Source organism: Eisenbergiella massiliensis (genome assembly GCF_003435485.1).
On the sequence record NZ_QVLV01000004.1, the window covers coordinates 270,760 to 282,962 of the forward strand.

Sequence of the window (12,203 nt, forward strand, 5' to 3'; positions counted from 1 at the left end):
GTTGCAAGTTTAATGCCTTGTTGCTTGTAACGGAGTATTTGATTTGCAGTTGTTAATATGTATACCCGGGTAACTGCTTATATATTGATTCTATACTAATTGAACAAAACAACAACCGGATAAAATACATAAAAAACCCGGGCAAATTATAGTTGCACAAAAAAACTCTAATTTGTCCGGATTTTTTGAAATAAGGGCTTGTAACAGCCGGCAGTGCTGCATATGCAGCCGCCTGTCCCTAGGTATTGGACTCCCGGCTTTTTTTGCGGAATCTGGCGGGAGTGCAGCCTTTCAGGGCTATAAATTTGTTGATGAAATAATCCAGGTCATGATAGCCGACCTTCTCCATTATCTCATAATTTTTCAAATCCGTGTGCAGCAGGAGGGAGGCGGCCATTTCAATGCGGTAATTGTTCAGGTAATCCTTGAAGGATACTCCGTAGGTTTTCCTGAAGAGCTGGCCCAGGTAAGCGCTGTTGATATAGTATTTCAGTCCCAGATCCTTAAGCGTCAGGTTCTGTGCGTAGTGCTCCCTGATATACTGTTCCACGTCGCTCATGACGCTGCCGCGGATATTTTTGCCGCGCAGCTGTGAAAGGTAATCCGCGTATTCCTCGGCAAAGCGCTTCAGATGCATCCGGCTGCCGCGCATGGTGCCGGAATCAAAGGCATTCCTGTTGATAAATTCCAGGATTTCCTCCTGGTTTACATTGATGTCCTGGGCCTGGGCCGCATGCACCAGCTGGAACAGGAGATAATCTATATTCATGCTGACCAGCTTGGCATCCAGGCTGTTGCGGTTGATCTCCTCATACAGGCTGTCAACCAGCTCGGGGATGCGTTCCTTTTCATTCTGTTCCACGGCCTTTATCAGTTCGTCCAGGCTGGACTTGCACAGAAGCGTCCTTTCCTCCGCGCATTCCTGCTCCTCATACCAGGAGATGCGCTGGGTCATGCCCTCCACATGGAAGTTCTGGAAGGAACGGGCGATGTTGGCCGTTCGGTAGGATTCGGACAGAAGGGAAATATCGTCCACCCGGTTTCCTACAAACATGACTACAGGCTGCTTCATCCTCTGCTGGATGCTTTTCAGAAAATAATCCAGATATCCCTGCTCGTCCATCCCCGCCTCCTGTGCCATATAATCACAGTAAACAAGGCCGATATCGTAATCCTTTTCATTGCTGGACACATCGAGGATACAGTGCCAGCCGTCCTGCTTGAGGAAATCCAGGCAGTATTGGTATAAAAGGCGCTGCTGCTGTCTTTTTTCTTCCTCTGATTTCAGTAAAAGCTTTCCGGATTCATCCTCCGGGCGATCATCGATCTCAATATCGATATACCGGATGCCGCCCTCTGTGCGCATTTTGCTTTTCACATGTTCCAGGTTCAGCTGATCGAATTTTCCGCAGATCAGGGCGATCAGATTTCTGGCAAAATAAGCTTTTTCCTGAAGGGCGACCTCTTCCCGGCGCTGCAGGGATTGGGTGCTGTCGGCCTTGACCTTGTTAAGCACGCTCAGAAGCTCTGCCTGTCGGACCGGCTTGAGAATATAATCCATGCAGCTGTTCTGGATGGCCTTTCTGGCATATTCGAAATCACTGTAGCCGCTGAGGATGATAAAATAGGCGTCGGAAATGTGTTCCGCCCTTATTTTTTCCAGAAGCTCTATGCCCGTCATGGCAGGCATTTTGATGTCGGCGATAATCAGATCCACCTGTGTTTTTTCCAGAAATGCAATGGCTTCCAGACCGTTCGCCGCCGTTCCTGCAAGCGTAAAGCCCTCTTTTTCCCAATCAATCAGCATGGCCAGGCCCTGCAGTATAAAAGGTTCGTCATCTACTAATAAAACCTGAAGCATTCTTGTCCCTCCCTTTTTGAACCGGAAACAGAATCGATTGGAATCCTGTTTTCAGGTGTTGATGCGCAATTTCTCTTCCGGAATGCTGATGGTTACGATGGTTCCGGAGTCTTCTTCGCTTTCCAGCTGGAATTTTACCGTGTTGTCCGTTGCCATATGCAGGCGCAGGCAGGCGTTAAGGATCCCGACCCGTTCGTTTTCCTTCAGAAGCTGCATGCTTGCATTTTCCATTTTTTCCTGCAGCGTAAGGAGAAGCCCGGAATCCATCCCGTGTCCCGTATCCTCGATTTCCATGTAAAGATGGCCGTCCCGGCAGCAGCATCTGACGAAAATCCAGCCGGGAGCCGTTTTGTTTTCCAGCCCGTGTACACAGGCATTTTCCACAAAAGTAACCAGGGTCAGCCTGGGCACGCAATAACGAAGACAGTCGGGTTCCGCTTCAATTTTGTAGGAGAGGCGGTCGCCGAACCTGTATTTCTGCAGCTCCAGATAGGCTTCCACAAACTGAAGCTCCTCCCGGATGCTGATGGTGTCCGTACCCCAGTCCACATACTGGCGTTCCATGAGGGCCAGGCGCTCCACCATGCCCGCCGTTTCTTCTTCATTTTTAATCAGGCTGTGCATCCGGATGCTTTCCAGGGCATTAAAGAGAAAATGGGGGTTGATCTGGCTGTGGAGGGCCAGAAGCTCCGCATTCTGCCTTGCAATATCCATTTCCTGCTCCTTCAGCCTGTCCTTGTAAACGGTTTGGATCAGATCGTTGATACGCCTGGCCATGTGGTTATAGCTGGCCATGAGCACCCCGATCTCATCCTTCCCCCTGACAGCGGGAAGCTGGGTCAGTTCATGGATATCCCCTTTATCAAAAGCGGCGCCCAGTTCCCTGATACGGGAAGTGAAGGAGTGGTTGATGCCCTTCATTAAAAGCGCGGGAAGCAGCAGGTTCACCAGTATCAGAAACAGCAGGAGTGCGAAATTGTTGCGGATGATGGAGAGGACGTTCAGTTCCTCCTTCATAACATAAATGCTCCAGACCCTGCCGTATACGTTCATATCCCTGGAATAGCCCACCTGTCTGTTCATGGACGGCAGAAAGGTTTCATAGGGCTTTCCCATGCCGCCGTGCCCGTCATTGGAAAAAAGGATGGTATCGCCGTCGCAGATATATACGAGAAAACGGTATTTGGAATTGATGATGCTCTGGGACATGCCGCTGTAATCCATGTCCATTTTCACCAGATTGGGACAGCTTCCTTTGTGGTAATAATCCATGCGGCGGATGATGGAAATTTTCCTCAGGGTGGAGGTGGCGGTGTTTTCATAATATGGATAGGCCAGGATGTCGCGGCCTGATTCCACGAAGTCCCGGTACCACTGCTTATCCTTTGCACTGTCCAGATTCCAGAAGCTGCCGCCGTTTACGATACCGGGGTTGTCAGCGTACATGACGATATTGTAATTGCTTGTGCCCACGCTGGCTTCGTACAGGGAATCCTTGAGGAAATCCCGGTAGCTTTCATAATAATCAAGGGGCGAAGCGTATTCTGCATCCATGAATTCATTGATGTATTTGTTACTGTAAATGTTCAGCGACAGATTGGCTGCGTTGTCCATCCTGTTGCTCAGGGTATAGTGGATGGCCTCGGCGATATTTTCCATTTCATGCTGGCTGGAGCTTTGCTCCGCCTTGATTACCAGGGAAAAAATAATGCTGTCCGTGAGTATCAGCGGCAGAAGGACGCAGCAGAGATACAACAGCATCAGTTTTCTGGTCAGCGGAAGATTGTCCAGGATTTTCCCCGGATGGAAGCGCTCCGGCACTTTTTGGAAGAAAAGTTTTATTTTATTTTCCATGTATTCCCCTCCCCGGATGATGCAGATGCAAAACGGCAGCGGTTTTGCAGGTCGGACTGTTTATGTTAAATGTTCAACAAATTGTAACATATTCACCAGCGTGAGACAAGCCTGGCCTCCCGGGGGCATGGTAGTGGGGCGGAAAAACGCATCAGCGCAGGCGCCGTCCTTCCCGCGGTCCAAGGCTGGGGCAGCCGGCCGTCTTTCTTCCCGGAGGGGATGGGGGTGTTGGCTGATCCAGTTTCAAAAACGGGGTATTTCTAACTGTCCCGGGGAACCAAAATTCTGCCAACGCAGCCAAAACTCCTCTCGCAGCGACTTGCGTCTGCTGCGTTCGTCAGACAGGCTGCTAAGGGCGGCATAATTTTGGTTCCCCGGGACAGTAAGAAATATCCGCCGTTTTTTCGTATGGATCAGCCAACACCCCCATCCCCTCCGGGAAGAAAGACGGCCGGCTGCCCCAGCCTTGGACGGCGGGAGGACGGCGCCTGCGCTGATGCGTTTTTCCTGGCGGCAGTGCGTGTGATAGAAGATGGCTGCAGGATGGTGAAAGTGGAAATCCGGGCGGCGAAAACAGAAAGGTGCTGCGTCCATAGTTGTCTGCTGTGGTAAAATAGATGGAACGGAATTTGATTTAAGAAAATATAAAAACAGGAACACAATAAATGTTATACTGTCCTGTTGCTGAAAATAATGGTAAAATATAACTGCTCAGCCGGCAGGTTCATATCCTGTGCCGCCTGTGAAAAAGCGGTTCGGAAATGTCAGGTTATAGACATTATACAAATATTATATGAATGTTTTATTGTGTTGCTAACTGGCGTATTCGTTCTGACATTTTATATTGTTAAAAGCGCACTTATATGCACTCAAAAAATAAAAAGGTAAAAAGGAGAACAACATGGAACTTGGAATCAACACGGATTACGAAGCGGAATACGTAAAAATTGAAGAGATTGAGGAAAGCATCCGCAGGATTGCGGGGGCAGGGTTTTCCCACATGCATTGGTGTTACGAGTGGGATGGCGATTATATTTATTCCCGTTCGGAGATGGAACAGATCAGGGGGTGGATGGATAAGTACGGCCTTAAGGCAAAATCCCTGCATTCAAGTAAGGGAAGCCGGGGAGTCGGCAACGGCCGCATGGATGTGCATTACCGCAAGGATTATACTTCCACGATAGAGTATAACCGGGTTGCCGGGGTGGAGCTTATCAAAAACCGCGTGGAGCTTGCGCATATACTGGGGACCACGGAAATTGTACTGCATATGTATCTGCCATATCTTGATTTTGAGGAAAAACCGGAGACAAAGGAAATTTTTTATGGACAGGCATATAAGTCGCTGGATGAACTGCAGCCCTTCTGCCTGGAGAAAAAGGTGCGCATTTGTATTGAAAATTTATATGAAGCGCCGGGAGAGATGCAGCTTGAGCAGTTTGACAGATTGTTTGCGCGTTATCCGGCGGAATTTTTGGGGCTGTGCCTGGATACCGGACATGCGAACCTGGTATGGGGAAATGAATTTATTACAAAATTTGCGGATCGTTTCAAGGATCGCCTGTATTCTGTCCATATCCATGACAATTTTGGATGGGGTGAGGGAAAAGGTCATGGCGATGCGCATATGCTTCCCGGGGAATGCGGCATAGACTGGAAAGCGCTGATGGCGGTGCTGAATCAGTCAGCGTATGAAAAACCCTGGGTGATGGAGGTTGTGAAGCCGTCAGGCGAGGACACAACGGATTATCTGAAGCGTGCGTATGAAGCGGGGAAAAAGGTGTTGGCTTAACAGGCAATATAAGAATAAATCAATTTTTTCTGAGAATATATCATTGCTTTGGAAAAATGTCTGTGAAAGAATAGAGGCAGCAGGCTGCAGAAAACAGTTGGAAAACAGTTTTCCCGGCCGGGGCATCCGCCCTTTGGCCGGAAAAGTGCAGAAAAAGAAAATGTGAAAGTTGCTCACAACAGTGTACGGAGGGAACAGAAATGAAAAAACAGGCATTTAATCCTTATCTGCCGTCCTGGGAGTATATCCCCGACGGCGAACCTTATGTATTCGACGGAAGAGTATATGTGTATGGATCCCATGATCGTTTCCGCGGCCATGCCTACTGTCTTAACGACTATGTATGCTGGTCGGCCCCGGAGGATGATCTGGGAAACTGGCGGTATGAGGGCGTGATTTATAAGAAAACCCAGGATCCGCTGAATCCGGACGGCCATATGTGCCTGTACGCGCCGGATGTCACCGTGGGTCCGGACGGCAGGTATTATCTGTACTATGTGCTGGACAAGGTGCCGGTGGTTTCCGTGGCGGTGTGCGATACGCCGGCCGGCGCTTATGAATTTTACGGCTATGTGCATTATCAGGACGGCGTGCGTCTGGGGGAAAAAGAAGGGGATGAGCCTCAGTTTGATCCGGGCGTGATGACGGAAGGGGACAAAACCTGGCTGTATACAGGCTTCTGCGCCATCGGGGATACCTCCAGGACAGGCCCGATGGGCACGGTTCTGGGGCCTGACATGCTTACCATACTGGAGGGACCGGTAAATATTGCGCCAAGCCAGCCATACAGTAAAGGCAGCAGCTTTGAGGGACATGAGTTCTTTGAAGCGCCTTCCATCCGTAAAAAGGGAGATACATATTATTTTATTTATTCCTCTATTGCCATGCATGAGCTGTGCTATGCAACCAGCAGGCATCCCATGAAGGATTTTGTTTACGGCGGCGTGATTGTAAGCAATAACGATATGCATATCGATTCTTATAAGCCGGCCGGGAAGCCCATGTGCTATGGCGGAAACAACCACGGCAGTATCGTGGAAATCAATGGAAAATGGTATATTTTCTATCACAGGCAAACGGACGGCACGAATTTCAGCAGACAGGGCTGCATCGAGCCGATTACCTTCCGGGAGGACGGCAGCATTATACAGGCGGAGATCACTTCCTGCGGCGCCAATGGAGGGCCGCTTTTGGGAAAAGGGGAATACCCGGCTTATCTGGCCTGCCATCTTTTCGCAAAGGAGGAAGCGTTTACCACAGGAGCGCCGGGTGAATGGATGGACTGCCGTTTCCCGAAGATCACCCAGGACGGCAGGGACGGAGACGAGGAAACCGGATATATTGCCAATATGCGGGACGGCGCCCATGCCGGCTTCAAATATTTTGCCTGTGAAGGCATCAGCCGGGTATCAATCCGGGTGCGCGGTTACTGCAAAGGGGCATTTGGCGTGAAAACTGCCTGGGACGGTCCTGTGCTTGGATGGATCCCTGTGGGATTTTCCAATGTATGGAAAGAATACAGTGCGGACATCAGCATTCCGGACGGCGTGCAGGCGCTCTACTTTGTATATCAGGGAGAGGGCGGGGCAAGCCTGGCTTCCTTTACGCTGGAATAAAATGCCTGGAATAAAATGCCTGGAATAAAATGCTTAAATGATGTGCTTTAAGATGACATCGGAAAAGATGCCGGAATAAAGGGGGAGGATGGATATGGGAATGACAGGAGACAGCAGCCCGCTGCTTGCGCCGGTATGGGAAGGGGGAACTATCTGGCGGGAAACCTTTGCCATGATTGAAGAAAACGGGCAGTGCAGCGCCCCGTTTCTTTACAGCCCTGAGAAAATAATCAGGATAGAAAGCTATGACGGAAAAAACGTCTATGAACTAGGACGGGATTGTTTTGTAAAGGATGGAAGGCTGTTCCTTACCCGGGACAGCCGGATCCCGCAGACGGGCTGGGAGACTTTTTATACATCACAGGAGACGCCTTCCTGTGACGGGAAGCCGGGGCCGGATTTCGGACCGGTCAAGACGACGGACGGTAAGTTCCTGAATCTGAGTGCCGTGGGCAATCCGGAGTATATTACCCGCTGGCAGCTGGCAGTTACCTATACCACACAGGGGCAATGGCAGGGCTTCCGGCCCGTATCCGGTATTGAACGGCTGCCACGGCTGTATGGCAGGCTGAAACGGAAGGAGCCTGTAAAAATTGTCCTTTACGGTGACAGCATATCCTGCGGCTGTGACTGCAGCGGACTTTATGGGCTGGAACCGGGACAGCCGCAGTGGTCCGAACTGTTGATTGACAGCCTGCGGGATTATTATGGCGGGAGCGTGGAATTTATCAATACCTCCGTGGGCGGAACGGATTCGGAATGGGCTTTGGAAAATGCCGGGGAAAGGGCGATTTCCCATCAGCCGGATCTGGTTTTGCTGGGCTTTGGAATGAACGACAGGTGTCCGGGCGGAGAGTACCGGGAGAAAACGGAACGTCTTCTGAAAAAAATCGCCGGTGAATGTCTGGATACGGAATATGTGCTTATCGCTACCACCCTTCCCAATCCGTTGGCACATACGGCGCCTATGTATTTCAGCGCCCATCAGGAGGAATATGCACAGAGCCTGTACCCGCTTGCCGGCGCCGGTGTGGTTGTGGCAGATGTACAGAGAGTGCAGAAGGAGCTGATGAAAAGAAAAAGGTATATTGATATTACGGGAAATTTATTAAATCACCCCAATGATTATCTTGCCAGAATACAGGGACAGGTATTGGATACGGTATTAAAGCCCTGACTGTGAAGATGGAAAGCTGTGGCATTTTAGGCAATAACCTGTATTTCCCCGGTTTTTCTGTAAATATGAAATTCATTTGGTTTACAGAAAACAAAGCGAAAAAGTGAATGATCCTTGCGTTATGACGGTAGCAATGCTATAATTCCTTTAAAAATTAGCAATGTGGGGCTGGAGGACTGACTGTTAATGGAATTCGGCTGTGTTTATCGTTAAACTTACTCTTGTTAATTTAGAGAAAGAGAAGGTACATGCAAGGTTATGGTTACGTTAAAGGAAATTGCACAGGAATGCAATGTTTCCGCCACCACGGTTTCAAATATACTCAATGGGAAGCCCAAGGTGAGCGAGGAAACCCGGCTGAAGGTTCTTGATGTTGTAAAGAGAAGGGGCTACCAGCCCAATTATATTGCCCAGGGCCTGAGAAATCAGAAAACCAGGACGATAGGAATCATTGCGGAGGATATTGCGCAGTTCAGTACGCCCGGGATGATAGAAAGCATTATGGCGTTCTGCGAAGAAAAGGGATACCGGACAATTGTGCAGAACCTGCGTCTTTATGCCAGATGGCAGGAGTCCTGGTTCAACAACGAGGAGGCCTACAGATCCGTATTGGAGCCGGCTTTGCAGGAGCTACGTTCCATTAAGGTGGACGGGCTGATTTATGTGGCCGGACATGCGAGGATCATCCATTTTTTCAAAGAGGATCTTTCCATGCCTGCGGTCATGGCATATGCTTATACGGATTCTCCGGCGGTGCCTGCGGTAGTGATTGAAGACGAGCAGGGCGGTTATGATATCATGAAGTATGTATTGTCCATGGGACACCGCAGGATAGGAATTATCGGCGGCCGTGCTGATAATATACATACCAAGAAAAGGCTTCTGGGCGCCCAGAAGGCCATGTTCGAGGCACAGGTGCTGTATAATCCCGACTGGGTCAGATACGGCGCATGGGACAGGGATTCTGGTTATGAGATGGCAAAGCCGTTGATTGACGCGGGAGTGACTGCTATTTTCTGCATGGCGGACCGTATGGCGGGAGGCGTATATGACTATCTGGAGGAATGCGGCCTGAAAGCGGGAGTGGATGTGTCTGTGGCGGGCTTTGACAATCAGGATGTGGCGGAATATTTCCGTCCCGCGCTGACGACGATGGCGCTGCCGCTGTCCGAAATAGGGCACAAATCCGCGGAAATTCTGCTGAAGGAAATTGATGGGGAGTGGAAGGCTGCTTCCGGAGGAACGCCGGTGGAAATCGGGGTTCCCTGTACTCTGGTGGTCAGAAAATCGGTGGGGAAAATAGAGGCCTGAAGCCGGCCGGCTCAGCCGGCGCGCCGAAAAAGCTTTACGGGCGCCAAAGACAGCGCATCGGGGAAGCTGTCCTGGTAAAAATGACCCGGAGATAATGTTAATTGAAAGCGCCTGTTGATAAGAAACACTGTAAAAACCGAACCTGAGGGATTGCGGATGGAAAACTCCGCAATCCTTTTTTATGCCGCTTTGACCGGGTATAACCGGAGCTAAAGCGGCTTTTTTCGGGTTTTCCTGGCAACAGGGCAGGGAATTGGGTGAATATGCCGGTGGAAGAAGCGGCAGGCGGTTACCGGCCTGTTTAAAGCGGGCGGTTAAAAATGTGTGATGGTGTTTAACGTTGTACTATTGCATAACAGACAATACTATATACAATTTTAACAAAAATATCGTTTCGCACACCTACAAAACCTATGTTAAAATGTATATAATCTATAAAAAACACAGAATATTAAAAGTCTTATTGACAATTACAAGAATAATGATCTATAATCCAACTAAACAAGAGGTTTAACGATAAACAAAAAATGAAACTTTCAGGAGAGGGGAAGAGTGAAAATGAAGTTTTTCCAAAACAAGAAAAAATGGAACTCTTTTAAAATGTTCCTTTACGTTCTGCCTTTTATTGCACTGGTACTGGTTTTTTCATATTATCCGTTATACGGCTGGGTATACGCCTTTTTTGACTATAAGCCGCCCAAGCCCTTTTCCATCCATGATTTTGTAGGCCTGAAATGGTTTAAATCCCTGGTGGAAAACCCGATTAAAATCCAGCAGCTCCTGCAGGTCCTTAAAAATACCTTCGCCATGAGCGGCATTACGCTGGCAACCTCCTGGCTGCCCATGCTGTTTGCAGTATTTATGAACGAGCTGCGGTGCGTGCCCTTCCGGAAGTTTGTGCAGACGGTTACCACGCTTCCCAACTTCATCAGCTGGGTTCTCGTTTATTCCGTAGCGTACAGCCTTTTCAACAGCACGGGCATGGCAAACACCCTGCTGCAGACACTGGGGATTACCACGGAGCCAGTCCTTTTCCTCCAGTCCTCGGAGCATGTATGGCTGACGATGTGGCTGTGGCTCACCTGGAAGAACCTGGGCTGGTCGGCCATCATGTACATAGCGGCGATTTCAGGAATTGATGATGAAATGTACCAGGCAGCCAAGGTAGACGGCGCATCAAGAATGCAGATGATTTGGTACATCACCATTCCCAGCCTCCTTCCCACCTATTTCGTATTGCTGATGCTCAACATTGCCAACTTCCTTTCCAATGGTATGGAGCAGTACTACGTGTTCCAGAATGCTTTCAACAAAGAAACTATCCAGGTGCTTGACCTGTATGTGTACAATACGGCAATGGGAAGCGGCAGCTATTCCGTATCCGTTGCAATCAGTATGCTTAAGAGCGTAGTCAGCGTCATCCTTTTGTTCTTTGCAAACGGAATGTCCAAGCTGATCCGCGGCGAAAGCTTTCTGTAAGGGAGAGGAGGAGAAAAGATGAGCAAAGAAACGGTTCGCAAAACGAAAATGCATCACAGCTTCGGCGATAACATGCTGGGCGTTGTCTGTTACATCATATTCGCCCTTTGCGCCCTGGTTTGTATTTATCCCTTTTACTATATTTTCATCAACACCATAAGCGCCAATGATTTAAGCGCGCGGGGCGTGATTCTCTTCTGGCCCAAAGGAATCCATTTCCAGAATTATATCAGTGCGCTCCGGATTGACGGCCTTTTCCAGGCTGCCAAGATATCCGTGCTGAGGACGATTATCGGTACGGTAGGCACGGTAGGGGCTTCCGCGTTTCTGGGATTTATGTTCACCCAGGACAATATGTGGCACAGGAAGCTGTGGTACAGGCTGGTGGTGGCTACCATGTATTTTAACGCAGGAATCATTCCCTGGTACCTGACTATGAGAAACCTGCACCTGACCAATAATTTCTGGGGTTATATATTTCCGGCTGTTGTTTCACCGTTTTATATTATCCTGACCAAGACCTTTGTGGAGTCGGTGCCCAAGGAGCTGCAGGAAGCGGCCCAGATTGACGGCGCGGGAATTATGAAAATTTTCTTCCGTGTCATGCTGCCGGTTATCAAGCCCATTATGGCTACCGTAGCTATTTTTTCCGCGGTCAACCAGTGGAACTCCTTCCAGGATACCCTGCTTCTGGTAACGGATACCAAGCTCTATCCGCTGCAGTTCATCCTGTATCAATATCTGAACCAGGCAAGCTCGCTGGCCGGCCTTGCCAATACCAATAACAGCGCGTCCATGGCGGCGGCGGTGGCTACCAGCCAGACACCCACCAGCGTGCGTATGACAGTAACGATTATTGTAGTAATACCGATTATCCTGGTATATCCGATTTTCCAGAGATATTTCGTAAAGGGTATCATGATTGGAGCCGTAAAGGGCTGATCACCGCTGCCGTAAAGGAATTCTGTAAGGAAAGAAACGGGCGGTTTAAAAAGGTAACTGTGAAAAAATGGACAGTTACAGAAAAAGTAAATAACGGAAGGCGGACCTTTTACGCAGGGCAGACCTTTTACGGAAGGCATGTCTTCCGTTATACATAGACTCAAAAGGAGG

Annotated in this window: 9 protein-coding genes; 7 read left to right on the forward strand and 2 right to left on the reverse strand. The window is 49.3% G+C overall.

Annotated elements, in window-relative coordinates; translation table 11 throughout:
* Positions 1-238: 238 nt before the first annotated feature.
* Together DXC51_RS08190 and DXC51_RS08195 are read right to left on the reverse strand one after the other, a co-directional pair.
* Entirely contained in the window at positions 239-1,861 is a 1,623-nt protein-coding gene (locus DXC51_RS08190) for a response regulator transcription factor (RefSeq protein WP_117544266.1), read from the reverse strand.
* Positions 1,862-1,912: 51 nt separating this feature from the next.
* Positions 1,913-3,715 carry a sensor histidine kinase gene (locus tag DXC51_RS08195; protein ID WP_117544267.1) on the reverse strand — a complete coding sequence of 601 codons (1,803 nt, stop codon included), beginning with the start codon at positions 3,713-3,715 and terminating at the stop codon, positions 1,913-1,915.
* Between the two features lie 408 nt (positions 3,716-4,123).
* On the opposite strand from DXC51_RS08195, the gene DXC51_RS08200 reads away from it, so the two are divergent.
* The 7 genes from DXC51_RS08200 to DXC51_RS08235 all read left to right on the forward strand — a co-directional run bounded on the left by DXC51_RS08200 (position 4,124) and on the right by DXC51_RS08235 (position 12,032).
* Positions 4,124-4,327 carry a hypothetical protein gene (locus tag DXC51_RS08200; RefSeq protein ID WP_147332351.1) on the forward strand — a complete coding sequence of 68 codons (204 nt, stop codon included), beginning with the start codon at positions 4,124-4,126 and terminating at the stop codon, positions 4,325-4,327.
* Positions 4,328-4,616: 289 nt separating this feature from the next.
* Complete coding sequence (locus DXC51_RS08205; protein WP_117544269.1) at positions 4,617-5,507, forward strand: sugar phosphate isomerase/epimerase family protein; 891 nt, start codon at positions 4,617-4,619, stop codon at positions 5,505-5,507.
* 200 nt (positions 5,508-5,707) lie between these two features.
* Entirely contained in the window at positions 5,708-7,123 is a 1,416-nt protein-coding gene (locus DXC51_RS08215; protein ID WP_117544270.1) for a family 43 glycosylhydrolase, read from the forward strand.
* 94 nt (positions 7,124-7,217) lie between these two features.
* Positions 7,218-8,300: an SGNH/GDSL hydrolase family protein gene (locus DXC51_RS08220; RefSeq protein ID WP_181970061.1), complete on the forward strand. Its 1,083-nt coding sequence runs from the start codon at positions 7,218-7,220 to the stop codon at positions 8,298-8,300.
* Between the two features lie 258 nt (positions 8,301-8,558).
* Positions 8,559-9,611, forward strand: a complete 1,053-nt coding sequence (locus DXC51_RS08225; RefSeq protein ID WP_025489335.1) for a LacI family DNA-binding transcriptional regulator — start codon at positions 8,559-8,561, stop codon at positions 9,609-9,611.
* 558 nt (positions 9,612-10,169) lie between these two features.
* Positions 10,170-11,090, forward strand: a complete 921-nt coding sequence (locus tag DXC51_RS08230; protein ID WP_021638520.1) for an ABC transporter permease subunit — start codon at positions 10,170-10,172, stop codon at positions 11,088-11,090.
* Between the two features lie 18 nt (positions 11,091-11,108).
* Positions 11,109-12,032 (forward strand): carbohydrate ABC transporter permease, encoded by a 924-nt coding sequence (locus tag DXC51_RS08235; RefSeq protein WP_021638521.1) that lies wholly within the window; start codon positions 11,109-11,111, stop codon positions 12,030-12,032.
* The last annotated feature ends 171 nt before the right edge of the window (positions 12,033-12,203 follow it).

Excerpts from the sequence above, each read along its gene's own strand:
- DXC51_RS08230 (WP_021638520.1), top strand. The coding sequence starts at position 10,170 with ATGAAGTTTTTCCAAAACAAGAAAAAATGGAACTCTTTTAAAATGTTC.
- DXC51_RS08200 (WP_147332351.1), top strand. The coding sequence starts at position 4,124 with ATGGATCAGCCAACACCCCCATCCCCTCCGGGAAGAAAGACGGCCGGC.
- DXC51_RS08235 (WP_021638521.1), top strand. The coding sequence starts at position 11,109 with ATGAGCAAAGAAACGGTTCGCAAAACGAAAATGCATCACAGCTTCGGC.
- DXC51_RS08225 (WP_025489335.1), top strand. The coding sequence starts at position 8,559 with ATGGTTACGTTAAAGGAAATTGCACAGGAATGCAATGTTTCCGCCACC.
- DXC51_RS08190 (WP_117544266.1), bottom strand. The coding sequence starts at position 1,861 with ATGCTTCAGGTTTTATTAGTAGATGACGAACCTTTTATACTGCAGGGC.
- DXC51_RS08215 (WP_117544270.1), top strand. The coding sequence starts at position 5,708 with ATGAAAAAACAGGCATTTAATCCTTATCTGCCGTCCTGGGAGTATATC.
- DXC51_RS08205 (WP_117544269.1), top strand. The coding sequence starts at position 4,617 with ATGGAACTTGGAATCAACACGGATTACGAAGCGGAATACGTAAAAATT.
- DXC51_RS08220 (WP_181970061.1), top strand. The coding sequence starts at position 7,218 with ATGGGAATGACAGGAGACAGCAGCCCGCTGCTTGCGCCGGTATGGGAA.
- DXC51_RS08195 (WP_117544267.1), bottom strand. The coding sequence starts at position 3,715 with ATGGAAAATAAAATAAAACTTTTCTTCCAAAAAGTGCCGGAGCGCTTC.